The organism is Corallococcus sp. NCSPR001, from assembly GCF_017309135.1.
Classification (GTDB): Bacteria; Myxococcota; Myxococcia; order Myxococcales; family Myxococcaceae; genus Corallococcus.
Map to the genome: position 1 here is coordinate 5,894,281 of NZ_JAFIMS010000002.1, position 23,728 is coordinate 5,918,008.

A 23,728-nucleotide genomic window follows, 5' to 3' on the forward strand; every position below is an offset into this window, starting at 1 on the left:
CTCGGGCGCCAGGGCCCCCAGCCGTTGCCTTCTGAGCGCGCGGAGGGGACTCGCGGACACTGACCCCGTCAGGGGGACAGGGAGTAGATCCACGCGCTGTCCCCATGAGAGTCCATTCCCGTTGCGTCTTGATGTTTGTGATGGGATTGATGCTGTGTGAGCTCGGGTGCGCGACCTGCCCCCTGGGGACGGCCCCCTCCCCGCGAAATCCAATCGCGGGGGCTGCGAGCATCATGCGCTGGAGCAAGCCCCAGCGGCTCTCCACCGGACCGTCGCTGTCCTGGGAGCACACGCGCGTGGTGGCGGGCCCCTCCGGGAGCGCGATCGCCGTCTTCGCGCATGTCACGACGCAGAACGCGCCCTACGACTACACGGCGCTCTACGCCAGCCGCTATGTCGCCACATCCGACACGTGGACGCCCGAGCAGCCGCTCCAATCCCAACCCGGCCACGTTCTCCGGAGCAGTCTGGCCGCGGATGAGCAGGGCAATGCCATCGCTGTCTGGCTCCAGCAGACCCCGGCCGGCGACACCCTCTTCGCGAGCCGCTTTTCGGCGGCGACGAGCCAATGGAGCCTCGCGCTACAGCTCACGTTCCCCCTGGACGACACACCCACCATGCGTCTGGCCATGTCCCCCACGGGTGACGCGGTCTTCGTGTGGACCACGCTCTGCAAGACGCTGTGCAAGCCCGCCGAGCACCGGGTGATGGCCATGCGCTATGCGGCGGCCAGCAACCGGTGGATCCAGCCGCCGGTGCCCCTCAACTCGGCGCGCGACACCCCGTCGCTCTGGCCCGCCGCCGCCCTCGACGTGAACGGCAATGCGCTCGTGTTGTGGCAGCAGGCGGACGCCCGCGGGACCCAGGCCATTCATGGCAGTGCGTTCAATGCCGACAAGCTCCAGTGGTGTAGCGATTCGATTTTGAGCCGGACGAACTACGGCGCGGCCTCGACGCCCGCCATCGCCATGGACGCGGCGGGCAACGCGATCGCCGTCTGGCCACAGCAGCTTTCGACGCTGGACGGCAAACTGATGCAGGGAATCGACGCACGCCGCTACGACCGTGCGAGCAACACATGGCAGCCCTCCGTGCGCATCGATTCGCACATCTCCGATTACGGAGGCATGTTCAACCCCTCCATCGTCATCGCGACGAACACGGGCGATGCATTGGCCGGCTGGCTTTACCTGCCCCATCCCCCTCCCCTCACCGGAGCCGCCGAGGGACGCGTGTACATCGCGGCGAAGGAGGACTGGGACATCCGTCCGCGCTTCGACCGCAGCGTCGACCCGAACAACCCGAGGCTCGGAGGCACCGTGCTGGGCGGATACCCCGTGCTCGGCTCCGACCCGGCCGGTGACCAGGTCGCCTTCTGGGCCCAGTCCGACCACACAGCCTGGGCGAGCTACCAATACGCCCCTGGCAACTTCCGGGCCCCGGAGCCCCTGCGGTCCGCGCCGGGAGCCGTCGTGGGCGCCATCACGGGGGCCATGGACCTGAATGGGCATGCGACGGCGGTGTGGATCGAGACCACCACGGATGGCGACACCCTCTGGGTAGCTCGCTACCAGTAGCCTGGAGCCCCCGTCGCCCCAGCAGGCAGCCGGTCCAGGGGCGGAGGTCGGAAGGCCCTCTCGCAGCCCCGTCAGGACGGGCCCGGGGCCTCGTCCGAAGTTCTTGCGGTCACGGCCCTGGCCCGGTATACGGGCGGGGCTTCACGGCCAGGTAGCTCACCTGGTTAGAGCGGCGGTCTCATAATCCGCAGGTAGTCAGTTCAAGTCTGACCCTGGCCATCAAGCAGCCCCGGAGTCACTTTCCCAAGTGATTCCGGGGCTTTTTCTTGCCGCAGCGCCCGCCCGTCCCCCTTCAGGGGGATTGTCAGGTCCCCTCCTGGCGCGGTCCGATTCCCCTGTCCCGAGGCGCAGCACCCATGCTCCGGGGGGAGTCCGCACGATGTTGGATGAGGAAATCCACTCGAAGGCCCGGGCCGCGGCCATCCGCTGGTCGCGCTGGCGGCTGGGCCCCCTTGGTTTCGCGGACCTCATCACCCGGGTCGACGCGTCCGTGCTCCGCTACGGGCGGCTCGTCACCCGGTACGCCGTCCGTACCGGCACCTGGGCGGCGGAGGCCTACGCGGGCGGCGCGAACACGGCCCGAAGCTCCCGCTCCACGCCCCCGGTCTCACTCGACACACTGGACCTGTGGAGCGCGTCCCCGGAGGCCCTGGCCGAACAGTCCTCCCACCTCGCCGTGTGCGGGGACTGTCAAGGCGCCGGCCAGGTGACGTGCCCCACGTGCCGGGGCTCCCTTCGCGCGAGTTGCTCCGGCTGCGGCGGGTCCGGCCGGCGGATGAGCCGGGCGCGCAAGAGCTACCGGATGGTGAACTGCACGGAGTGCCGGGGTAAGGGCACGAAGAAGTGCGTCCGCTGCACGAAGGGCCTGGTGGGCTGCCGCACCTGCCGGGGCTCGGGGACGCTGCGCCGGTGGCTGAAGGTGTCGACCGTCGAACGCACCCAGGTGCGTACGTGGCCGGATGCGAAGGCCCTTTCCTCTCACAAGGGCCTGCTGGAGGATTCGAAGCGGGCCCTCCAATGGCCGGGAGCACGTGCCCTGGCTTCCGTGGAGCACGCAGGTCCCCTGCCCGACTCCGCGCTGGGAGAGGAGATCCGTGCCGCGGGCTTCATCGCCGCGCGGGCGTCGCTGGAGCCCGAGCTCGAACCGCTGCGCGCACGAATCCTTTCCCAGACATTGGATGTCTTTGAAGCTCCGTCCGCGACCGTCTGTTTTGAATTCGCGGGCAGGCCCGGGTTCATCCACCTGCTGGGACACGGTCTCCAGCCCACTCAGGCCCGCGATACCTCCGCATTCCACCGGCGCGTCGGAGCCCTGATGGGCGTGGCCATGGCGGGCTTCTTCGCCGTGCCCTTCCTGGTTGGCGCTTTCATTTCACGGCACAAGTTCTACGAAGAACCGGCCCAGAGCGGGCTCGCCATGTTGGCGATCCTGGGGCTCTGGCCCGGAACCTGGTGGTGGGTCGCGAGCGCGCTGCGCCGTCGACGCACCGGTGGCGCGAAATCCCCCGCGCGGTGGCACGACCGGATTGGTATCGGACTGACGGGACTCTGCGCGCTCGTCCTCGCGGGATGCTTCCTCTTCATCCGTCCTTCGGTTCCGGAACTGGCTCGCCTGACGTCCGCCGGTCAGCTTCGTGAAGCCGAGCTGCACGCGGACCTGCTGGAGGCCAGCGGTGAATCCAGCCCCGAGTACATCGAGGCGCGGAACGCGTTCGTTCTCGCGCGCATCCGGGGCATGGACAATCGCGACGCCGTGAAGCTCATCCGCCATTACGCGGGCTCCGGAAAGGGAACCGACCCGCTGGAGGCAGAGTGCGTGAAGCTGCGCGAAGCCTGGGCGCGGTCCGCGCTGGAACGTGGCGAAGAGGACCGGGTGGAGGCCGAGCTGAAGGCCCTGTCCACCGAGCGGGCTCAGGCCTCCGTCATGGATGGACTTCGGGCGAAGCTGGAGGACCTCCGCATCGCGAAGGGCAAAGCCGCGCTGGAGAAGGGAGACCTGGCCGAGGCCATCCAGGTCCTGTCCCGCATCCAGGCCCGGACGCTCGCCGCCGAACGTCCCGAGCCGCTGCTCACCCAGGCCTACCTGCGTCAGGAACACGCATGCCCTGCCCGCGATGTGCGCTGCCGCGCCACGGCCCTCCACGCCGCGGTGGCGGTCGACACGGGTGAAACGGCTCGGGCCGCCCTGGCCTCCTTCCGGGGCGCGGAGCTCACCCGGCTGGCGAAGGCCACGGCCCACGCGGGAGGGCTCGGGGCTTCGCTGCGAGAGCTGCGCACCGCGGACGAGGAGGCGGATGCCCTGCTCGCGGTGCTCGGCGGCGACCCTGACGTGGCCGCCGCCCGGGCCGCGATCCTCGGCCGCAGAGAGGCATTGCTGCGCAATCGGTTTCCCCTCGGTGAGCCCGTGGAGGTCGCCCAGGCGCAGCTCGGTCCCTCCGGACTGGAGATGCAGCGCGCGGACGTGTTCCGCGTGGTGGACGCGCCTCCGGGAACGCTCACGTACCTGTTCATTGGTCAGGGCATGACCCGGGGCCTCTACGTCACCGCGCCGGACCATGGGCAGGCGGGGCTGTCGCCCGCGGCGCTCCAGACCGCGGCGAAGCGCTTCACGGGCCAGGAGTTCTCCGCGAAGGACCTCGTGCATGCAGGCAGGGGCGTGGCCCATGTGACGGTTCGCCTGGGGCGGCACACGGCCCTGCTCGGATGGCATCACGACACGCTGGTCGAAGCACAGATTGGACGGGTGGATCCATGAGGCGCGGCAGCAAGGTGATGCTGGGATTGGGTGCCATCGCGGCGCTGGTGTGTTCACACCTCGCGTGGGCACATCCGGGACGTACCAACAGCTCCGGCTGTCACAACGAACGGGCCACGGGGGGCTATCACTGTCACGGGGGTGGCGGCGGCGGTCGCTCCAGGGGATGGAGTACGCCTGCCGTGGAAGCCGAGCCGACGCGTCTCCAGGTCATCGCCATCCCGCGCGCCCGCGTATGGATCAACGGTGCCTTCGTGGGCATGTCCCCGACGCCAGCGGTTCGTGTCGACGGGGCGAAGGTCCAAGTCCTGCTGGAGCACGCCGCGCTCGGCCGCCACGAAGAAACCACGACGGTCGAGCACGGGAGGACGACCGCCCTGACGGTGAGGTGGTAGGCGAGCCGACTGGCCTGCATCCCGGGGGCCCACGTCCACGTCCGAAAACGGCCAGACATCCAGGGCCCGCCGTGGGACGTTCCCCCCATGGACGGCCTGGACCCCACCGCCTGCTACCGCGCGCTGACGACGCGGGACTCCCGCTTCGACGGGCGGTTCTTCACCGCCGTGAAGACGACGCGCATCTACTGCCGCCCCATCTGCCCGGCCCGCGCGCCCCGCTTCGAGAACTGCACCTTCTACCCCACCGCCGCCGCCGCCCAGGAGGCGGGCTTCCGGCCCTGCCTCCGCTGCCGGCCCGAGGCCTCGCCCTCGCTGGCCCCCTGGCGCGGCACCTCCGTCACCGTCTCGCGCGCCCTGGCGCTCATCGCGGACGGCCTGATGGACGCCGACGAGGCCAGCGTCGAGGCGCTGGCGGACCGGCTCGGCGTTGGAGACCGGCAGCTGCGCCGGCTCTTCCACCAACACCTGGGCGCATCACCGGTCGCCGTGGCCCAGACGCGCCGCGTGCTCTTCGCCCGGCAGCTCATCCACGAAACCTCCCTCTCCATGGCGGAGGTCGCCCTCGCGTCCGGCTTCGGCAGCGTGCGGCGCTTCAACGCCGTCTTCCAGTCGCTCTACGGCCGGCCTCCGGGCGCCCTCCGCCGTGCCCGGGCGGCTCCGGTGACATCCTCGGGCCCCGAGGTGACGCTCCTCATCCCCTACCGGCCTCCCTACGACTGGGACGCGATGGTGGCCTGGCTGACGGCCCGCGCATTCACCGGCATGGAGCACGTCGAGCCCGGCCGCTATCTGCGCACGTTCACGAATGCCTGGGGCCAGGGCGCCGTGGAGGTGTCACCCGCACCGGGGCTCGATGCCCTGCGCGCCACCCTTCGTGTCAGCGACGTGCGGATGCTGCCCTCCGTCGTCGCCCAGGTCCGGCGCGTCTTCGACGTGGGCGCGGACGTGGAGTCCATCCGGGCCCACCTGTCGACGGATGCCCTGCTCGCGCCCCTCCTCGCCGCGCGTCCCGGCCTTCGCGCCCCGGGCGGCTGGGACGGCTTCGAGCTGGCGGTCCGCGCCATCCTCGGCCAGCAGGTGACGACCGCCGCCGCGCGGCAGTTGGGACAGCGGCTCCTGGGCCTGCATGGCGAAAGCCTGGATCCGGCGCTCACCGGCGACGCCCGGCTCCAGCGCGCCTTCCCCCGTCCCGAAGTCCTCGCCGCGGCGGACCTCACCGGCCTGGGCATGCCGGCCGCTCGGGCACGGGCGATCTCCCAGTTCGCCGCGGCCGTCGCGGCCGATTCTTCGCTGTTTCAACCCGGCCCGTCGCTCGCGGACACCGTGGCCCGCTTCACGCGCCTGCCCGGCATCGGCGAGTGGACCGCCCAGTACATCGCCCTCCGCGCCGTCCGGGAGCCGGATGCGTTTCCCGCCTCCGACGTCGCCCTGCTGCGCGCCGCGACGGAAGCCGGGAGCCCACGGCCCACGCCGGAAGCGCTGCTGCGACGCGCCGAAGCCTGGAGCCCCTGGCGCGCGTACGCAGCCCAACACCTCTGGACCTCGGTGGCCCTCCAGGCCCGTGAGCCCAGGCCGGATCCTCAAACCAACACCCGAGCGCGGCGCCTCCCCACCGCTCCTCCCCGCCGGAAAGCCCATGCCTGACCGTCCGCGCTTCTTCATCGATTCCTCGCCCACCCCCGCTGGCGTGGCGCTCCTCGTCTGCGATGAGGAAGGCCGCCTGCGCGCGCTGGACTGGGAGGGCTACGAGGCCCGCATGCACCGGCTCCTGCGCCTGCACTACGGCGAGAACGGCTGCGTCCTGGAACCCGCGCGCGATCCCTTCGGCCGCACCTCCGCGCTCCAGGCGTATCTGCGCGGAGACCTGGGCGCCATCGCATCCCTCCCCGTGGAGACCGGCGGCACACCCTTCCAGCGCGAGGTCTGGCGCGCCCTCCGGGAGATTCCCGCCGGTACGACGACCACCTATGGGCGGCTCGCCGAACGCATCGGACGGCCCAAGGCCATCCGCGCCGTGGGCCTGGCCAATGGCGCCAATCCCATCAGCATCGTCGTCCCGTGCCACCGCGTTGTCGGTGCCAATGCCTCGCTCACGGGTTATGCAGGAGGCCTGGAACGCAAACGCTGGCTGCTCAATCATGAGCAGACGCACGCCTGAATCCCTCTCACCCCAACATCGGAGTTCCCACGCATGACCGCCCGTCCCGACACCGCCGCCACCTTCCGCGCGCTGCACCAGGGCCCGGACCTGCTCCTGCTTTCGAATGCCTGGGACGCCGGCAGCGCCCGCCTCTTCGAGAGCCTGGGCGCGAAGGCCATCGCCACCACCAGCGCCGGCATCGCCTGGGCCCTGGGCTTCCCGGACGGCAATGCGCTGCCCGTGGACGTGCTCGTCCACACGGTGCGCACCATCGCCCGCGCCATCCGGGTGCCCCTCACCGTGGACGCCGAGGCGGGCTACTCGGATGACCCGGCCACCGCCGCGGAGAACGTGGCCCGCCTTTTGTCCGAGGGCGCCGTGGGCTGCAACCTGGAGGACGGCAACGGTCCTCCGGAGCTGCTCGCCGCGAAGATTGAACGCGTGAAGCAGGCGGGCGCGCGCCTGGGCGTGGACGTCTTCGTCAACGCGCGCACGGACGTCTACCTGCGCAAGCTCGTGCCACCCGAGCGCCGCGTGGAGGAGACCCTGGCCCGTGCCGCCCGCTACCAGCAGGCCGGCGCGGATGGCCTCTTCGCCGCGGGCGTCACGGATGCCGCTGAAATCCAGGCCCTCACCCGGAGCACGTCGCTGCCCGTGAACGTGCTCGCGCGGCAGGACCTCCCCGCCGCGGCGGAGCTTCAGAGGCTAGGGGTGCGGCGGCTCAGCGCCGGGTCCGCCATCTCGGAGGCCATCTGGGGCCGGGCCGGGGCGCTCGCCTCCGCGTTCCTCCGCGAGGGACACTCTCCGAGCCTGTTCGAAGCCGCCGCCAGCTACCCGTCCCTCAACGCGCTGATGAACCCGAAGTAGTCCCCCAAAGGAACCGAGCCATGTCCCAGGAGGATCGCCAGCGCTGGAACGACAAGCACCAGCAGGCCACCGCGACGCGGGAGCCCTCTGGCTTCCTCCGCTCGCTCGAGGACCGGCTGCCTCACACGGGCCGGGCGCTGGACCTGGCAGGCGGTCCGGGACACGACGCGTGCTGGCTCGCGCGACGCGGCCTGGACGTCACCCTGGTGGACATCTCCGACGTGGCGCTGGCGCGGGCGGAAGGACTCGCGCGCGACGCGGGCGTGACACTCACGCGCCTGCGCCTGGACCTGGAGACGGATGCGTTGCCGCCCGGTCCGTTCGACCTGGTCGTGTGCTCGAACTACCTCTGGCGGCCGCTCCTCGCCGCCGTGCCACGGCTGCTCGCACCGGGTGGGTTGTTCGTCTTCGCCCAGCCCACCCGGCGCAACCTGCAACGCCATCCGCACCCGTCCGCGCGCTTCCTCCTGGAGGAGGGGGAACTGCCCACCCTGCTCCAGGGGCTCCAATCCCTCTCATTCACCGAGGACTGGACGGACGCCGGGCGTCATGAGGCGCGGCTTCTGGCTCAGAAGCTCCAGCAGGCGCCGTAGGCGGTACGGCCACAGTAGTAGTTGGCCCTGTTCTGGCACTCGCCCTTGGGAACGTTGTCGGTGAGGGTGAGCCAGGCGCTGGTGGAGGTGCACTTGATGGAACAGCGGCGCGCGCCGTCGTCCCAGCCCTCACACAACGGCTGCTCGGACGTGGCGATGGAGGGCTCCTCCGTGACGGGCGCCTCCGTCTCCATTCCACCACAGGCCATCAGGAGGGAACCGAACGCGAGGCTGGCAAGCAGGGTCTTCATCTTCATGGGGATGGATCCTTTTCGGAATTCCAGGCGAGAGGTTTTTCAGTAGCTCCAGCAGGCGCCGTAGGCGGTACGGCCACAGAAGGAGTTGGCCGTTTCCTGGCAGTGACCCTTGGCGATCGGCGTGTCCAGGGTGATCCACCCACTGGTGGAGGTGCACTTGATGGAACAGCGGCGCGCACCGTCGTCCCAGCCCTCACAGAGGCCCTGCTCCGTGGTGGCGAGCGCAGGAGCATCGGAGGCGTGCGCCTCCAACCCCGCCTCCGGGCCGCAGGCCATCAGGAGCGAACCGAACGCGAGGCTGGCGATGAGCGTCTTCACATGCATGGGGAGTCCTTCCGGATGATGCCGGCGGGGTGCACGGCGCTCCGACCATACCATGCAAAACGTCTTTTACCTCCAATACGAGAATTAGCAACCTAGCGAGCCATCCCTTGCCTCGCTGATTCAGCTCCGGCGCTGGTACTGGAGTTCGATGGCCTTCTGCGGTGCCGCACCCGGCTCGATGTTGAAGTGCGTGATGACCAGCGCATCCGGACCGGTGAGCTCGAGGTCCACGCGCCAGCCCCAGCGGGGCGACTGCTCACCGGTGGAGTAGCTGCCGGTGACGGAGATGCGGTCGTCCACCCCGGCCTCTCCCTGCAGCGCCATGATGTCCGTGCCGACGTGGAAGGTGTCCACCCACGACAGGGTGAACCGCCGCCCGTCCAGGTGGTAACCCAGCGTCGCGATGCCGGACAGCGGCTTGCCCCCAAAGGCGGACGTGTACTCGTACACCACGAAGCGGCCGTCGAGCACGCTCCGGAAGGTGCCGGAGGTGGGCGACTCATCCTCCAGTTTGTCGGGCTGGAACCACGTGCGCGCGACGCCGTCCCACGTGCCGACCAGGCGGGAGAGGAGGTGGTGGGGACCCGCGGACAGGGATTGCTGCAGACGTTCCTGGCTCATGGGCGCGGAGTCTCCTGGATGCTCCCCGGGCAGGTCCACTGCGCCGGCTGTTCCCCGGGCATGAAGGCTCCGGCGTCGCTACATTGCCGTCCCTGCTTCGTTACCCCTCAGGAGCCTCCCTTGCCTACGACCCCTGCCTATGCCGCCCCCAGCGCGAAGGCCGCGCTCGGCCCCTTCACCGTGGAGCGCCGCGAGCCGCGTGCCCAGGACGTGCTCATCGACATCCAGTACTGCGGCGTGTGCCACTCGGACATCCACCAGGCCCGCGACGAGTGGGGCGGCGCCCTCTTCCCCATGGTCCCGGGCCACGAGATCGTGGGCAGGGTGTCGCAGGTGGGCAGCGCCGTCACCACGTTCAAGGTGGGTGACACCGTGGGCGTGGGCTGCTTCGTGGACTCGTGCCGCGAGTGCCCCCAGTGCCTCGCGGGCGACGAGCAGTACTGCGAGCGGGGCGCGGTGAACACCTACAACGGCCGCGAATACGACGGCCAGCCCACCTACGGCGGCTACTCCACGCGCATCACCGTGGACGCGAAGTACGTGGTGCGCATCCCGGAGGGCATCCCCCTGGACCGCGCCGCGCCGCTCCTGTGCGCGGGCATCACCACGTACTCGCCGCTGCGCTATTACGGCGTGAAGGCCGGCAGCAAGCTGGCCGTCGTGGGGCTGGGCGGCCTGGGCCACATGGCCGTGAAGCTGGCCCGGGCGATGGGCGCGGAGGTGACGGTGCTGAGCACCTCGCCGTCCAAGCGCGACGACGCGCTCGCCCTGGGCGCCGCGCACTTCGAGGCCACGTCCGACAAGGCGACGTTCAAGAAGCTGCGGCGGTCCTTCGACTTCATCCTGGACACCGTCTCCGCGCAGCACGACTACAACGCCTACCTCAGCCTGCTGAAGACGGACGGCACGATGATCATCGTGGGCGCGCCGGAGAACCCCACGCCGCTGGCGGCCTTCTCGCTCATCCCCCGCCGACTCAAGCTGGGCGGCTCGATGATTGGCGGCATCCGGGAGACGCAGGAGATGCTCGACTTCTGCGCGAAGCACCAGGTGGCCGCCGACGTGGAGGTCATCCCCATCCAGAAGATCAACGACGCCTACGAGCGCATGCTGAAGAACGACGTGCGCTACCGCTTCGTCATCGACACGGCGAGCCTGAAGTAGCCGCCCCCCAAAGCCCCGGCGTCGCCCCGGCGTCCCTGCACGCCGGGGCCTTCCGCGAAGCCTCAGCCGCGCCAGGCCGTCCAGAGCGACACGAAGCCGAAGAGGAAGAAGAGCGCGGCGGTCACCCAGCGCACGTACTTCATGTTCACCCGGCCGGACAGCCGGTCGCCCAGGAACACCGCGAGCCCGTCCGACAGCAGCATCCCCGCCGTCGTCCCCAGCGTCACCAGCACCGGGGCCTGGTAGCGCGCGGCCACCGCCATGGTGGCCAGCTGCGTCTTGTCCCCCATCTCCGCCATGAAGAAGAGCGCCACCGTGGTGAGGAAGGCGCCGAAGCGCGGGGGCTTGCCGCCGTCTTCATCCAGCGTGTCGGGCTTGAGCGTCCACAGGCCGAAGCCCAGGAACATCACCGCCAGCAGCAGCGCCATCACCCGCGCGGGGACGTGCGTGGACACCCACGTGCCCACCGACGACGCCAGCGCGTGGTTGGCCACCGTGGCCACGAAGATGCCGCCCAGCACGACCCACGGCTTGCGGAACCGGGACGCCAGCGAGAACGCCAGCAGTTGGGTCTTGTCCCCCATCTCACTGGCGGCGACGAGAACGAATGAACCGACAATGGCTTCCAACGACACGATGGCACCCCATCCCAGTTCCTGGCGCGGAGGATGTCGTGGGGTGGAGCGCTTCAGGGAGGAGCGCGCACGACGGACCTCGGCCAGGGAGCGTTATCCCTGTCCGAAGGTCTCGTTCGTCTCGCGCGCTTGCGCGGGATGGGGGCCCGGGCTGTCACCAGCCAGTGTGTCGAGCGCCCCTCCGCCCCTCGCTGCCGGGCGGGAACTACTCCCCTTACGTGGATGCGCGAGTAACAGCGCACCGGGTTCCGAGTCAACCACCCGCGTCGGCTGTTCCTTTTTTTGACGGCACGAGAGGCCGACCCCCTAATGCCCACGCCAGGTCGGTAGCGGCCTGTAGCAGCATTCCTGGAGGAAGCCCGATGCAGGATGGAAGCGCCAGCCCGCTGAGCCCCGACGCTCCGTCGTCCCCGTCCGCGGTGGAACCCGGTGAGGTCCGAAGCCCCGAGGCCGACATCGTCTCCACCCACGTCCTCGTCCCCGAGGAGCAGGTGCACAAGCTGCGCGAACTGGCGCGGCGCACCCGCATCCACCAGAGCGAGTACCTGCGTGAAGCCGTGGAGGACCTGCTGTCCAAGTACGGCCGCATGCCCGCCAAGACGGAAGGCGAGTCGTGAGCGGCCCCCTGCTCCGCCGCCGGGTCCGGTCGCTGCGCGAACGGCTGTCGCGCTGGCTGGAGCAGGAGCTGTAATCCTCCCGTCATCGGCTCCAGGCCCCTCCTGGAGCGGTCCGGGAGGAACACGCTAGGGTGTCCCGCCTCTCCTTCCAGGAGCCGCGCCCCGGATGCGTCCCTCCCTGCTGTCCGCATTGTTCGCGCTGGCCGCCACCGGCTGCGCCACCCCCGGTTTCGAGAAGCTCTACCCCGGCATGACGGCCGCCCAGGTGGCGGACACCATGGGCCGGGGACCGGAGCGGGCGCAGGAGTTCTCGGACGGCTCGGCGGCCTGGTACTTCGACGAGGACCACTGCGTGCTGATGCGCGGCCACGTGCTCGTGGCCAAGTCCACCACGCGGACGCGCACCGCGGTGCACACGCCCGTGGCCTCGCTGAAGGATTCCGAAAAGGCCTGGTGCGGTCCGCCGGGCACCGACGGCAAGCACGAGCAGCGCCTGGAGACGCCCTTCGGCACCTTCAAGGGCTCCGTGGATCCAGCCTCCGTCACCGAGCAGGTGCGCAACAGCGTGCGCGCCCAGCAGGTGCCTCCCGCGTCACCGCCCCCCACCGACGGAGGGCAGGCCCACCAGCCCGCCCCGTAGCGCCGGAGGGCCTCAGGCCGCCGACGAGCGGGTGACCGTGGTGTCGTCGTCCTTCTTCATCTTCCCCGCCAGCTCACGGAAGGACATGTGGCTGATGGACAGCAGGACGAGGCCGATGACGATCTGCTGCAGCGTCTGGCACAGCCACAGCACGTTCGCGTAGGCGAGCCCGTGCGCGTTCACCATCGCGGCGGGCATGAACAACCCCAGGCCCACCTTGGTGGCGGCCTGGAAGGTGCCCATCATCCCGGGCGCGGCGGGGATCATCACGCCCACCACCAGCACGCACATCACGATGTAGGACTGGAACAGCGTGAGGTTCATGGGCTCGCAGGCCATGCCCGGCGCCGCGCCGGAGCAGTCGAAGGCGCGCGCGAGCAGCGCCATGCCCAGGCCGTTCATGCCCCAGTAGGCGAACGTGTAGAGGAAGAAGAGGGCGATGTGCTTGCGGTCGGGGAGCTGGCGCATGGCCCCCACGAAGCTGTCCACGATGTCCGCCACCTTGTCCGCGACGCCCGGGGAGAAGCGGCCCACGGTGGCGCGCACCAGCCGCACCGTGCGCTCCTGCTGCCACAGGCCCAGCAGCAGGAACACCAGGCCGCCGCCGAACACGGCGAACATCAGCCACGCGCCCAGCTTCACGTACCGGACCTCGGGGGTCTCCGTGGGGACGAAGAAGAGCAGCACGCGGAACAGCGCCGCGACGAAGAGGCCGTCCACGATGCGCTCCAGCACCACGGACGTCATGGCCGCGCTGCGGCGGATGGAGCTGCGCTGGGCGATGAGAAAGGGGCGCGCGAACTCCCCCAGCCGGAACGGCAGCACCAGCAGCATCATGAAGCCGATGCCGGACGCTTCGTTCAGCTTGCGGAACGGCACGTGCTCCAGGCCCGACAGCAACGCGCCCCAGCGCAGCGTGCGGAAGACGTGAATGCAGGCGAGGCACAGGAAGTACGGCAACAGCCACGCGTAGTTGGCCGCCTTGAGGCTGGCGACCTGCGTGGACACGTCCGTGTCCCGGAAGGCCCACCACATGAAGGCGACAGTGACGAGCAGGCTGGCGATGAGGTTGACGGCGCGTTTCACGGCAGGCGGGTATACCGTCACTCTTCGCGCGACTCCAGCGGCACGCCCTGCCCCTGCCCTTCGGGGCGCACGGGCGCGGGCCTTCCGGCGGCGCGCTCCCCTGCCCTGTCGTTCGAGCGGTCCGGGAATCTTCCAGCGGTGGACAGCGGCGACGGCTCAGGCGTCGTGATGGCGGCGCGGCTCACCGTCGGAGGGCAGCTCGTCCTCCTGCTGCTCGGCCTGCCGGTCGGGCACGCGGTACTCCTCCCCCAGCCAGCGGCCCAGGTCGACGGCGCGGCAGCGGCGGGAGCAGAAGGGTTGAGAGGTGTTCTCCGGACGCGGAGGCACGGGCTTCTGACAGATGGGACACGGCGCGAGTGACATGGCGGATGGAGTCCTAGATAAGCCTTGACGCTCCGGCGGGCCAGGACGTTTCGTGCCCGGCCCCGTGAAGATGCCTCCGGAGACCGCTCACACGCTGTTGCAGGGCGACCGGCTGTCCCGGGACTTCACCGCCGTGGGCGTGGAGGACACGGTCGCCCAGGCGCTGGAGAAGCTGCGCGCCCACCCGGGCACGGGGGAGATCTTCTACTGCTACGCGTGTGACCCGGCCGGCCGGCTGGTGGGCGTGGTGCCCATCCGCAAGCTGATCCGCGCGGCGCCCGACGAGCAGATCGCGTCGCTGATGTTCACGCGGGTGGTGAAGCTGCCCGTGGACGCCTCCGACGCGCTGGTGGAGGACTTCTTCGTCACCTACCGCTTCCTGGCCTTCCCGGTGGTGGACGCGGAGGGGCGCATCGTGGGCGTGGTGGAGATGAACCAGTTCGTGGACGCGTTCTCCGACACGCTCTTCGACGAGGTGGAGGGCCGCGTGCGCGACGAGGTCTACCGCTTCGTGGGCCTGCCCCAGGACGAGGCGCGCGAGACGCGGCCCGGGCGCATGGCGCTCAAGCGCTTCCCATGGCTGCTCGTGAACATCGCGGGCGGGTTCCTGGCGGCCACGACGACACGGCTGTTCGAGCGCACGGTGGCGGAGCTGGTGGTGGTGAGCGCCTTCATCCCCATGGTGCTGGTGCTGTCGGAGAGCCTGGGCGTGCAGACGACGGCGGTCTCGGTGTCGATGGTCACGCAAGGCGACGTGGACAAGAAGCGGGTGGCGCGCGAAGTGCTGGCCGCGAGCCTGGCGGGGTTGATGGCGGCGGCGGTGGTGGCGCTGCTGGGGCGCATCTATTCGCCGGGGTTCGGCTTTCCCCTGGCGCTGTTCGTGGCGGTGACGGTGTCCGCCACGTTGGCGTCGAGCCTGGGCGGCGTGCTGCCGTTCCTCTTCAAGCGGCTGAAGGTGGATCCGCACCTGGCGTCGGCGCCGCTGGTGCTGGCGGTGTCCGACAACGTGACGCTGCTGGCGTACTTCGGGTTGGTGACGTGGCTGTTGTTGTAACGATGGATGGGTCTTCTTCCGGTAAGGGGGCAGGTCATGAAGGTCGTGCGCATCACGAAGCCGGGCGGTCCGGAGGTCCTCGCGTTCGACGAGCGGCCGGAGCCGGTGCCGGGGCCCTACGACGTGCAGGTGCGCGTGCGGGCGAGCGCGCTGAACCGCGCGGACCTGCTCCAGGTGCGCGGTGCGTATCCGCCGCCGCCCGACGTGCCACAGGACGTGCCGGGGCTGGAGTACGCGGGTGAGGTGGTGGCGGTGGGCCCGCGCGCGAGCAGGTTCCAGCCAAGCGACCGGGTGATGGGGCTGGTGGGCGGCGGCGCGTGGAGTGAAGTGCTCACCACGCACGAGCGCGAGGTGCTGCACATGCCGAAGGGGCTGGACTTCGCGGACGCGGCGGCGCTGCCGGAGGCGTACCTCACGGCTTACGACGCGCTGGTGCTCCAGGCGGACCTGAAGCCCGGGGAGACGGTGCTGGTGCACGCGGTGGCGAGCGGCGTGGGTTCCGCCGCGGCGCTCATCTGCCGGGCCATGGGCGTGCGGGTGGTGGGCACGGGGCGGAACAAGGACAAGCTGGCCAGGGCCTCCGAGTGGGGCGTGGGCCATACGGTGCTGTGTGAGAGCAACCCGCCGGTGTTCGCGGACGCGGTGCTCGCCGCGACGGACGGCCGTGGCGCGGACGTGTGCCTGGACCTGGTGGGGGGCGCGTACCTGCCGGAGTCCGTGAAGGCCATGGCGCGCCTCGGGCGGCTGATGCAGGTGGGCTCGGTGGCGGGCGTGCGCGCGGAGCTGGACCTGGGGCCGGTGATGCGCAAGCGGCTCACGCTCAAGGGGACGGTGCTCCGCAGCCGGCCCGCGGAGGAGAAGATGCTGCTCACGCAGGTGGCGGAGCGGCAGCTGTTGCCCCTGTTCGACTCCGGCGCGCTGCGGGCCGTGGTGGATGCCGTATTGCCCATGACGGAGCTCCGCTCCGGGTTGGAGCGGATGGCGGGCAACAGCACCGTGGGGAAGATCGTCGTCCGCTGGGACTGAGGCCGCTACACGCTCCGCTTGCGGGCGGGAGCCTTCTTCGCCGCTCGCTTGGGAGCGGCCGTTGCGGGCTCCAGCGCCTTGAGCACCCTGGCGGAGGCGCAGCGGCGCCAGGCCTCCTCGAGCAGGACCTGCAGCAGGCGCCGGTCCACGGTCCTCAGCCGCACGATGACCATGGGCCAGTCTTGATAGTGCGGCGTCACTTCGAACATGTCGGGCTTGGAGTCCAACAGGGCCTCGCGGTGGTCGAAGTCCACCTTGATGACGATGGAGTCGTCATCCAGCACCCGCGCGAAGAGCTTGTCGCTCACCCGGAACCCGGGTGTTCCATAGGAGGGGCGCTCCTCCGTCGACGGCAGGGCAAGCGCCATTTCGCGCACGTCGTCCACCGTGAGCCCGCCCTTGCGCTTCGCCACCGTCTTCTTCCGCGTCGCCATCCCGTTTCCTCCCTGCCCTGCCGCCAGGCACCACCGAAGCCATTGCGCCCGGGGAGCGGAACCGTATCCTGCGCCGCCATGGCTACCCACTTCGACCCCGCCGCCGCCGCGCAGCCGGGCTCCGGCATCTTCGGCCTCCCCCACTCTCCCGACGAGGCCCACGTCGTCGTCATCCCCGTGCCCTTCGAGGCCACCACCAGCTACGGCGGAGGCACGTCCGACGGCCCCGCGGCACTGCTGGAGGCCAGCAAGCAGGTGGACCTGTTCGACGTGGAGACCGGCCGGCCCTACGAGCGCGGCATCGCCATGCTGGAGGCCCCCGCCGACCTGCACATGTGGAACGAGCGCGCCAAGGAGCGCGCCCAGCTCGTCATCGAAGCGGGCGGCATCGAGTCCGGCGAGGACGAGCTGCTCGCCGCGGCGAAGGACGTGAACGGCTTCAGCGAGAAGCTCAACGAGCACGTCTACCGCACCGCGAAGCAGTGGCTGGAGCAGGGCAAGCTCGTGGCCGCCGTGGGCGGAGACCACGCCATTTCCTTCGGCATCATCCAGGCCCACGCGGAGAAGTACCCCGGCATGGGCGTGCTGCACCTGGACGCGCACGCCGACCTGCGCGTCGCGTACGAGGGCTTCACCTGGTCGCACGCGTCCATCTTCTACAACGTGTGCGAGCGCATCCCGGGCGTGAAGACGCTGGTCCAGGTGGGCCTGCGCGACATGAGCGAGAACGAGCACCGCTACATCGAGGACTCCGGCGGCCGCATCCACGCGTTCTACGACGCCGTCCTCCAGCAGAACCGCTTCGACGGTCTGCCCTGGAACCAGCAGGTGAAGCAGATCGTCGACAAGCTGCCGCAGCAGGTCTACCTGTCCTTCGACATCGACGGCCTGGACCCCGTGCTGTGCCCGCACACCGGCACCCCGGTTCCCGGCGGCCTGTCCTTCCCGGAGGCCACCGCGCTCGTCGCGGGCGTCGTGCGCTCGGGCCGCACCATCGTCGGCTTCGACCTCACCGAAGTGGCCCCCGACCCGGAGGGCAGCGAGTGGGACGCCAACGTGGGCGCCCGCCTGCTCTACAAGATGATCGGCTGGATGCTGAAGTCGCAGAAGGCCTGAGGCGTCAGGCCACGCGCGGCAGCGACACGCTGAACGTCGCGCCCTGCCCGGGGCGCGACTCGGCGGAGAGCGCGCCGCCATGTAGCTTCGCCAGCTCCGAGGCCACGTAGAGCCCCAGCGCCTCTTCGCGCGCGGGGCCCTCCGGGAAGGGCTGGAACAGCCGGGGCAGCTCCGCTTCGGGGATGCCCGGCCCCGGGTCGCTCACGCGCACCAGCACCTGCTCCGCGGACGACTGGAGCTCCACGCGCACCCCGCCCTGCCGGGCCGCGTTCGACAGGAGCACGTCGAACACCTGCTCCAGCCGCTCCGGGTCGAACCTCAGGCCCACCGCCTCCGGGGGCACCGTCACCTCCACCGGCACGCCGGGCCCCAGGGTGCGGCACCGCGCGAGAGAGGCCTCCAGCGGCTGGCGCAGGTCGCCCTCCACCGGCCGCAACGTCACGCTGCCCGCGCTCAGCCGGGCGGCGTCCTGGAGGTAGCGGCCCATGCGCTCCAGCGACTGGAGCTGCGCGCCCAGCGCCTCCACCGCGCCCCTGCCCGGCGGCGGCAGGTCCCGAAGCGCGCGCAGCTCGTGCTTCGCGGCCTCCAGCGGCCCCTGGAGCGACTGCGCCACCCACCGGCTCAGCGCCTCCACGGGCGTGGCGGGCTCCGGGGGCGCGGCGGGGGCCTTCGCCAGCACGTCGTGGACCAGCGCCTCGAAGTCGGTGATCTCAAAGGGCTTGTTGAGGAACGCGGCCGCGTCCGGAGAGCCCTGCTGGAGCACGGCGCTCAAGAGGATGATGGGCACCTCGCGCAGGCCCGGCTCCTGCTTCAGCCGGCTGCACAGCTCCATGCCGCTCATGCGCGGCATCATGTGGTCCGTCACCACCAGCCGCGGACGGTGGGCGCGGGCGAGCGCCAGGGCCTCCTCGCCATCCCTCGCGCGCACCACGTCGTGCCCCAGGTCCTCAATCACCTGGCTCAGGACTTCCAGCACGGCGGGTTCGTCATCCGCGACCAGGACGAGACTCATGCGCAACCACTCCCAAGGCCCCCGCGGGCAGCCAGCGACACGCCGCGCCGGGACTCCCAGGGCGGCCCCTGCTCCCCCAACGCCGCAATCGGCCCAGGGCAAGGACGTTCTGCCTGAAAGTGCGTTCGATCACGGCCGCACCATCTGGTCTATGAAGAGCGGGACGCCGCTTCCAGACACCCAGGGAATGGCTGAGGCCTTCCCGACATTCAGACTGTCTTCCGGGAGACAATTCCCGGCGGCGTACGGAGGAAGGCATGAGGGCAGCACACATCCGGTGGGGGCTCTTGCTGTGGGGGCTCGTGCTGGCGCTCCCGGCGCACGCGGACCTGTCCCGGCGCCGCAGCGACGTGGTGGAGGTGGTTCAGAAGGTCTCCCCGGCGGTCGTCTACATCGGCACCGAACAGGAGGTGGAGTCGCGCTTCCGGGGCCGGCCCCGCTCGCCGCTGGAGGAGTTCTTCGGTCAGGGGATGGCGCAGCCGGAGACGCGCCAGCGCATCACCGGCCTGGGCAGCGGCGCCATCATCGACCCGTCCGGCATCATCGTGACGAACGACCACGTCATCCGGGGCGCGTCCGCCATCCACGTGGTGCTCGCCGACGGGCGCACCTTCGACGCGGAGGTGGTGGGCAGTGACGCGAACAACGACCTGGCGGTCCTCAAGGTCAACGCGAAGGAGCCCCTGCCCACCGCGAAGCTGGGCACCAGCAGCGACCTGATGATTGGCGAGACGGTGGTCGCCATCGGCAGTCCGTTCGGCCTGAGCAAGACCGTCACGGCGGGCGTGGTGTCCGCCACGGGCCGCACCTTCCGCGCGGACGACCGCGTCTACAACGACTTCCTCCAGACGGACGCGGCCATCAATCCGGGCAACTCCGGCGGGCCGCTGCTCAACGTGGACGGGGAGATCATCGGCATCAACACGGCCATCTACGCCAACGGGCAGGGCATCGGCTTCGCCATCCCCGCGGACAAGGTGCGGCGCATCGTGGAGGAGCTCACGCGCTTCGGGAAGGTGCGCCCCGCGTGGGTGGGCATGGACACGGCGGACCTGCCCTCGCAGGTGGCCGCGCGGCTCGGGTGGGACCGCACGTACGGCGTCATCGTGACCAACGTGGATCCGGACAGCCCCGCCGCGCAGGCCGGTGTGCAGCGCGGTGACGTGGTCGCGGAGCTGGGCGGTTCGCGGATCCAGGACGCGGAGGATTTCGACTCGCGCGTGCGCGGTTATCCGGCCCGCTCGGTCTTCCCCCTGGTCCTCTTCCGAGCAGGCGGCAACCGCACGGTGCAGGTGACGCCCATCGAATTTCCGGCTCGCCTGCTTGAGAACCTGGCGTGGGAGAAGCTGGGACTGCGCGTGAAGGAGAGCAAGGGCGGGATGGCGATCGCGTCCGTGCGTCCGGGCTCGGCCGCCTCGGAGATCGGGCTGGAGCCGGGGGACGTGCTGCTGCGGATGAACAATCAGCCTGTCCCCACGGGTGACACTTTCCGTGAAGCCCTGCTGACGGCGCGACGGGGACGTAGCGTGCTGTTGCTCGTGCGACGCGGGCGTTACGGCTACCACCTGACGCTGCCTTTCGAAGGCCAGCGACTCTAGGCGCGACCCGGGGATTCCAGGATCGACGGGAAGGGCACTAGCATGCCGTTCCCATGAGTTCGCCTCGCTATCAGTCACTCGGCCCCCTCCTCGCCGGAGAGGGCTCGCGTGCCTTCCTCGGACTGTCGCTGGAGGAAGGTGCCACGCCCCGCCCCGTGGTGCTCATCTGGGCACCGCCTGAAATCGCGCAGAACCCGGAGCTGGTGGCGCGCCTGGAGCGCGAGACGAACCGCGCCATCGTCTTCGAGCACCCGAACATCCTGCGCGTACACGGCCTGGAGAAGCTGGACGGGGGCCTGGCGCGCGTCACCGAGTTCGCGGACGGCGAGCCGCTGCGGCGCGTGCTGGAAGCGAACCCGCGCATGTCGCCCGCGTTCGCGGCGCTGGTGGTGGCGGACGCGGCCATGGGGCTGCACTACGCGCACGTGGCGGGCAACGACGACGGCTCGCCGCTGGTGCACGGAGACATCCGGCCCGAGACGCTGATGGTGTCCTTCAGCGGCTACACGAAGGTGACGGGCTACGGCGCGCTGTCCGTGGCGCCGCGCGAGCGCGGTGGCAAGCGCGTGAAGAACCGCCGCGCGTACACGTCCCCGGAGCAGCTCCTGGGCGGACGTGAGGCGGTCAACGTGCAGTCGGACGTGTTCCTCCTGGGGCTCACGCTGCACGAGTGCCTCACGGGGAAGATGCCGTTCAAGGAGTCGGCGGATCCGGACAAGGCGGTGCTCAACCGCGCCTTGCCCCCGATGCCGGCGGACGTGCCGCTGAAGCTGGACGCCGTCGTGCGCCGCGCGACGACGAAGCGGGCGCTGGAGCGCTATCCGTCGGCGCTCGCGTTCCGCGAGGCGCTGGTGGATGCGATTGGGAAGTTGCCCACGCACGAGGAGTTCGCGGAGCACCTGGCGAAGTTGTTCCCGCCGGAGGCCGAGGCTCGCGCGGCGCGGCGGGCGACGATTGAGAAGGGCATCGCGGAGGCGCTGGCGAAGGCGGGCATGCCGGCGCCGCAGATCGCGGAGCTCATCGCGAACGGCGCGGGGCTCGCGGAGCCCGTGAAGAGCAAGGTGCCGGAGTTCTCCTCGGCGGAAGCCAGCAAGCCGGCGACTGTGCAGCCTGTGGCCTCCGCGCCCGTGCAGGCCGCCGCGCCCGCGCAGACGCCGGTGGCTCAGACCTCCACGCCCGTGCAGGCTTCGACGGCCGCTGTCACGCAGAGCGCGCAGGCAGCGACGCCCGCGAAGAACACGTCGACCGCTCCGGTCGCTGCGACAGCGCACACGTCGGGGCCGAACACGAGCGCCGCCTCGGTGCCTGCGGGCGCCACGGCACAGGCCGCGACACCCTCCCCTGCTCCGGCCGCATCCCCGGAGACGCGGCCCTCGGGCCCCATCTTCGGCGGCGCGGCGAGCCCCACGGCGCAGACGGTGGTCGCGCAGAAGCCTTCACGCTCCTGGGTGCCGTACGTGGTGGGCGGACTCGTGCTGACGCTCGGCGCGGGCGCGGTCATCGTCCAGCGCCAGCTCCAGGGCACGATGACGGTGGAGACCTTCGACGCGGGCCTGCCCATCGTCGTGGCCGAGCCCTTCGACGCGGGCGTCGAGGACGCGGGCGTGGATGCCGGTGTGGACGCGGGCCCCGTGATGGGCATCCTGGACCTCACCGTGGAGCCGCGCGTGGAGGTCACGCTCAACAACGCGCTGCTGGGCCGCACGCCGCTGTCCGCGTCGCTGCCGCCGGGCAAGCACCTGCTGACCTTCACCAACGGCGCGCTCGGCATCTCCGTGTCGCGCACGGTGACGGTGGCCCCCACGGGCCGCTCCGCCTACCAGTTCTTCCTCAACAAGGCCTTCATCAACGTGCGCGGTCCCGCCGGAGCCAATGTCTCCGTGGACGGCAAGCCCGTGGGCACGGTGCCCGTGGAGGAGCTGGACGTCTTCGAGGGCTACCACCGCCTCAACGTCAACGTGGGCCCGTCACACTGGCAGAAGACCTTCACCATCGAGCCCGGCCAGCGCGTCAACTTCGACGTGGACTTCCAGGAGCCGCAGGAGGCCGCGGAGGAGTAGCCGCTTCGTTCATCAGACGGGTTCATGTCATCGACTGACGACTCCAACGTATAAACCGATCATGAACCTGCTCCTGAACCTGTTGTGGATCATCTTCGGCGGAGGGCTGGTGCTCTGCCTCGAGTACCTGCTCGGTGGGCTGTTGCTCTGCCTCACCCTCGTCGGCATCCCGTTCGGCGTGCAGTGCTTCAAGATGGCCGGCCTCGCGCTGATGCCCTTCGGCAAGGACATCGAGGATCTTCCCAGCGCGGGCGCGATGAGCTTCGGGCTCAACGTCGTCTGGGCACTCTTCGCTGGAATCTGGATCTTCCTCACCAACGTCGTCATCGGCGTCGGCCTGGCGCTGACGATCATCGGCATTCCGTTCGCGCTGCAGCACCTCAAGCTCGGAATGGTCGCGTTCGCGCCCTTCGGCAAGCGCATTCGCGGCTGAGCGCCTCCCCCGGTTCCCGCCGCGTGAGGACGCGGCGGGGCCGGTCGCGCTCAGCGCATCTCTCAGCCCCGCTGAGTCGCTACGCGTCTTGCTGGCCCCTGAGGTGTCGCCACGTCTTCCGGGGTCCCCAGATCACTGCCATGAACAGAATGGACATGGCCGCGAGCACGAGCGGAATGACGATGGGGCCCAGCAGCAAGCCCGCGAAGAAGCCTCCCACGCCCCAAGCCCACCCGCCGGAGATGAAGCCCCACACCGCCCCCGTGATGCATCCCAGGAGTGCGCCGCCCAGCAACACCGGCTCAAGGATGGTCATTCGGAAGAGGATAGCTTTGGGAGGCATCCGCTGCCCCCACAACGGCTCTCCGGCTCAGGCTGATCTCGTGCGCAGCCGGCCTTCGTAATCACGCTTGCCGATCGGTACACCGCGCGAGCGGAGGATGTCGTAGGCAGTGACAGCGTGGAAATGGAAGTTCGGCAAGGAGAACGAGAGGATGAACGTCTCCGACGTGAAGGCGAGCCTCCGCGGACCGATCTGAAGATCCAGCTCCTTGCCCGCGCATGGATTTATCTCGTCGGGCGTGAACGCCTCCAGCGCCTCTTCCGACTTGCCCATCATCGCCTGCAGGTCGGCGAAAGGAACGGGTCCAACCAAGGGCGGCGGGGAGAACACACCCGTCTTGAGAGCTTCCACTCCCCACACGGAATGGTGCCATGTGGCTTCGACCTGGAAGTGGAAGGGCGCCATGTCGTCGAAGAGGCGCACGTTCACGAAGTCGTCGGGATTCGCCCCCGTCTCCGCGCAGTGTCTGGCCGCACGGTCGAGAAAGCCTGCCACGGCCCTCACGGTCTGCAGGAAGGTCGGCACGCTGAGGTCGTAGAGTGATGTTGTCATGGGCGTTCCCTCGCATTTTACCGCGCTGAGCCCGTCTCGCGGAACCCGCTTGCTGTTTCACCC

The 23,728-nt window shown here is 70.1% G+C and carries 26 protein-coding genes, 1 tRNA gene and 1 pseudogene; 18 read left to right on the forward strand and 10 right to left on the reverse strand.

The genetic code is table 11. The features are described from left to right. The first annotated feature begins 233 nt into the window (after nucleotides 1–233). From JYJ93_RS25530 to JYJ93_RS25565, 9 genes and pseudogenes are all read left to right on the forward strand, one after another. Nucleotides 234–1,577 carry a hypothetical protein gene (locus tag JYJ93_RS25530; protein ID WP_206795651.1) on the forward strand — a complete coding sequence of 448 codons (1,344 nt, stop codon included), beginning with the start codon at nucleotides 234–236 and terminating at the stop codon, nucleotides 1,575–1,577. A 145-nt stretch (nucleotides 1,578–1,722) separates the two neighbouring features. Beyond that, nucleotides 1,723–1,796, forward strand: a tRNA-Ile gene (locus JYJ93_RS25535). A 160-nt stretch (nucleotides 1,797–1,956) separates the two neighbouring features. Continuing rightward, on the forward strand, nucleotides 1,957–4,332 hold the full coding sequence (locus tag JYJ93_RS25540; RefSeq protein ID WP_206795660.1) for a hypothetical protein: 2,376 nt from the start codon (nucleotides 1,957–1,959) through the stop codon (nucleotides 4,330–4,332). A 17-nt stretch (nucleotides 4,333–4,349) separates the two neighbouring features. Then, nucleotides 4,350–4,459, forward strand: a pseudogene (locus JYJ93_RS40845) (YHYH domain-containing protein); the annotation flags it as partial. Nucleotides 4,460–4,514: 55 nt separating this feature from the next. Then, the gene (locus tag JYJ93_RS40275) at nucleotides 4,515–4,727 is read left to right on the forward strand and encodes a hypothetical protein (RefSeq protein ID WP_242543929.1); all 213 of its coding nucleotides are present in this window, start codon (nucleotides 4,515–4,517) and stop codon (nucleotides 4,725–4,727) included. Between the two features lie 87 nt (nucleotides 4,728–4,814). After that, nucleotides 4,815–6,374, forward strand: a complete 1,560-nt coding sequence (locus tag JYJ93_RS25550; protein ID WP_206795664.1) for an AlkA N-terminal domain-containing protein — start codon at nucleotides 4,815–4,817, stop codon at nucleotides 6,372–6,374. Continuing rightward, nucleotides 6,367–6,888 carry a methylated-DNA--[protein]-cysteine S-methyltransferase gene (ogt, locus tag JYJ93_RS25555; RefSeq protein WP_206795666.1) on the forward strand — a complete coding sequence of 174 codons (522 nt, stop codon included), beginning with the start codon at nucleotides 6,367–6,369 and terminating at the stop codon, nucleotides 6,886–6,888. Before JYJ93_RS25550 ends, ogt begins: the two co-directional genes overlap by 8 nt. Nucleotides 6,889–6,921: 33 nt before the next feature. Then, nucleotides 6,922–7,737: an isocitrate lyase/phosphoenolpyruvate mutase family protein gene (locus tag JYJ93_RS25560; RefSeq protein WP_206795668.1), complete on the forward strand. Its 816-nt coding sequence runs from the start codon at nucleotides 6,922–6,924 to the stop codon at nucleotides 7,735–7,737. Between the two features lie 20 nt (nucleotides 7,738–7,757). Next, entirely contained in the window at nucleotides 7,758–8,330 is a 573-nt protein-coding gene (locus JYJ93_RS25565) for a class I SAM-dependent methyltransferase (protein WP_206795670.1), read from the forward strand. Here JYJ93_RS25565 and JYJ93_RS25570 read toward each other — a convergent pair. From JYJ93_RS25570 to JYJ93_RS25580, 3 genes are all read right to left on the reverse strand, one after another. Then, on the reverse strand, nucleotides 8,306–8,587 hold the full coding sequence (locus JYJ93_RS25570) for a hypothetical protein (RefSeq protein WP_206795672.1): 282 nt from the start codon (nucleotides 8,585–8,587) through the stop codon (nucleotides 8,306–8,308). The genes JYJ93_RS25565 and JYJ93_RS25570 overlap by 25 nt on opposite strands. Before the next feature lie 39 nt (nucleotides 8,588–8,626). Continuing rightward, the gene (locus JYJ93_RS25575) at nucleotides 8,627–8,911 is read right to left on the reverse strand and encodes a hypothetical protein (protein WP_206795674.1); all 285 of its coding nucleotides are present in this window, start codon (nucleotides 8,909–8,911) and stop codon (nucleotides 8,627–8,629) included. A 120-nt stretch (nucleotides 8,912–9,031) separates the two neighbouring features. After that, nucleotides 9,032–9,532, reverse strand: a complete 501-nt coding sequence (locus JYJ93_RS25580) for a DUF1579 domain-containing protein (RefSeq protein WP_206795676.1) — start codon at nucleotides 9,530–9,532, stop codon at nucleotides 9,032–9,034. A 120-nt stretch (nucleotides 9,533–9,652) separates the two neighbouring features. On the opposite strand from JYJ93_RS25580, the gene JYJ93_RS25585 reads away from it, so the two are divergent. Continuing rightward, complete coding sequence (locus JYJ93_RS25585; RefSeq protein WP_206795678.1) at nucleotides 9,653–10,696, forward strand: NAD(P)-dependent alcohol dehydrogenase; 1,044 nt, start codon at nucleotides 9,653–9,655, stop codon at nucleotides 10,694–10,696. A gap of 62 nt (nucleotides 10,697–10,758) precedes the next feature. On the opposite strand, the gene JYJ93_RS25590 is transcribed toward JYJ93_RS25585, so the two are convergent. Then, nucleotides 10,759–11,325 (reverse strand): TMEM165/GDT1 family protein, encoded by a 567-nt coding sequence (locus tag JYJ93_RS25590; RefSeq protein ID WP_206800466.1) that lies wholly within the window; start codon nucleotides 11,323–11,325, stop codon nucleotides 10,759–10,761. A gap of 368 nt (nucleotides 11,326–11,693) precedes the next feature. On the opposite strand from JYJ93_RS25590, the gene JYJ93_RS25595 reads away from it, so the two are divergent. Both JYJ93_RS25595 and JYJ93_RS25600 read left to right on the forward strand, forming a co-directional pair. Beyond that, nucleotides 11,694–11,948, forward strand: a complete 255-nt coding sequence (locus JYJ93_RS25595; protein WP_014396286.1) for a ribbon-helix-helix domain-containing protein — start codon at nucleotides 11,694–11,696, stop codon at nucleotides 11,946–11,948. A 166-nt stretch (nucleotides 11,949–12,114) separates the two neighbouring features. Continuing rightward, on the forward strand, nucleotides 12,115–12,588 hold the full coding sequence (locus tag JYJ93_RS25600; RefSeq protein WP_206795680.1) for a hypothetical protein: 474 nt from the start codon (nucleotides 12,115–12,117) through the stop codon (nucleotides 12,586–12,588). A 12-nt stretch (nucleotides 12,589–12,600) separates the two neighbouring features. Here JYJ93_RS25600 and JYJ93_RS25605 read toward each other — a convergent pair whose 3' ends face one another. Then, nucleotides 12,601–13,674, reverse strand: a complete 1,074-nt coding sequence (locus JYJ93_RS25605; RefSeq protein WP_206795682.1) for a lysylphosphatidylglycerol synthase transmembrane domain-containing protein — start codon at nucleotides 13,672–13,674, stop codon at nucleotides 12,601–12,603. Nucleotides 13,675–13,830: 156 nt separating this feature from the next. Next, nucleotides 13,831–14,037 (reverse strand): DNA gyrase inhibitor YacG, encoded by a 207-nt coding sequence (gene yacG / locus JYJ93_RS25610; protein ID WP_206795692.1) that lies wholly within the window; start codon nucleotides 14,035–14,037, stop codon nucleotides 13,831–13,833. 52 nt (nucleotides 14,038–14,089) lie between these two features. Between yacG and JYJ93_RS25615 the strand changes: the two genes are divergently transcribed. Further along, on the forward strand, nucleotides 14,090–15,091 hold the full coding sequence (locus JYJ93_RS25615; RefSeq protein ID WP_206795694.1) for a magnesium transporter: 1,002 nt from the start codon (nucleotides 14,090–14,092) through the stop codon (nucleotides 15,089–15,091). 36 nt (nucleotides 15,092–15,127) lie between these two features. Then, nucleotides 15,128–16,117, forward strand: coding sequence for an NAD(P)H-quinone oxidoreductase (locus JYJ93_RS25620; RefSeq protein WP_206795696.1), 990 nt, complete (start codon nucleotides 15,128–15,130; stop codon nucleotides 16,115–16,117). A gap of 5 nt (nucleotides 16,118–16,122) precedes the next feature. On the opposite strand, the gene JYJ93_RS25625 is transcribed toward JYJ93_RS25620, so the two are convergent. Then, nucleotides 16,123–16,551, reverse strand: coding sequence for an MmcQ/YjbR family DNA-binding protein (locus JYJ93_RS25625; RefSeq protein WP_206795697.1), 429 nt, complete (start codon nucleotides 16,549–16,551; stop codon nucleotides 16,123–16,125). Between the two features lie 78 nt (nucleotides 16,552–16,629). Between JYJ93_RS25625 and JYJ93_RS25630 the strand changes: the two genes are divergently transcribed. Beyond that, nucleotides 16,630–17,667: an agmatinase family protein gene (locus tag JYJ93_RS25630; protein ID WP_206795699.1), complete on the forward strand. Its 1,038-nt coding sequence runs from the start codon at nucleotides 16,630–16,632 to the stop codon at nucleotides 17,665–17,667. 4 nt (nucleotides 17,668–17,671) lie between these two features. Here the strand turns inward: JYJ93_RS25630 and JYJ93_RS25635 are convergent, their stop codons facing one another. Beyond that, on the reverse strand, nucleotides 17,672–18,679 hold the full coding sequence (locus JYJ93_RS25635) for a hybrid sensor histidine kinase/response regulator (protein WP_206795701.1): 1,008 nt from the start codon (nucleotides 18,677–18,679) through the stop codon (nucleotides 17,672–17,674). A gap of 257 nt (nucleotides 18,680–18,936) precedes the next feature. Between JYJ93_RS25635 and JYJ93_RS25640 the strand changes: the two genes are divergently transcribed. The 3 genes from JYJ93_RS25640 (at nucleotide 18,937) to JYJ93_RS25650 (ending at nucleotide 22,770) form a co-directional block, all read left to right on the forward strand. Then, nucleotides 18,937–20,277, forward strand: coding sequence for a trypsin-like peptidase domain-containing protein (locus tag JYJ93_RS25640; protein ID WP_206795703.1), 1,341 nt, complete (start codon nucleotides 18,937–18,939; stop codon nucleotides 20,275–20,277). Nucleotides 20,278–20,330: 53 nt separating this feature from the next. Next, nucleotides 20,331–22,337: a protein kinase gene (locus JYJ93_RS25645; RefSeq protein WP_206795704.1), complete on the forward strand. Its 2,007-nt coding sequence runs from the start codon at nucleotides 20,331–20,333 to the stop codon at nucleotides 22,335–22,337. Between the two features lie 61 nt (nucleotides 22,338–22,398). Continuing rightward, nucleotides 22,399–22,770 carry a YccF domain-containing protein gene (locus tag JYJ93_RS25650; protein ID WP_206795706.1) on the forward strand — a complete coding sequence of 124 codons (372 nt, stop codon included), beginning with the start codon at nucleotides 22,399–22,401 and terminating at the stop codon, nucleotides 22,768–22,770. 79 nt (nucleotides 22,771–22,849) lie between these two features. On the opposite strand, the gene JYJ93_RS25655 is transcribed toward JYJ93_RS25650, so the two are convergent. After that, nucleotides 22,850–23,113: a hypothetical protein gene (locus JYJ93_RS25655; protein WP_206795708.1), complete on the reverse strand. Its 264-nt coding sequence runs from the start codon at nucleotides 23,111–23,113 to the stop codon at nucleotides 22,850–22,852. A 27-nt stretch (nucleotides 23,114–23,140) separates the two neighbouring features. Further along, the gene (locus JYJ93_RS25660) at nucleotides 23,141–23,665 is read right to left on the reverse strand and encodes a DUF1993 domain-containing protein (protein ID WP_206795710.1); all 525 of its coding nucleotides are present in this window, start codon (nucleotides 23,663–23,665) and stop codon (nucleotides 23,141–23,143) included. Nucleotides 23,666–23,728 lie beyond the last annotated feature (63 nt).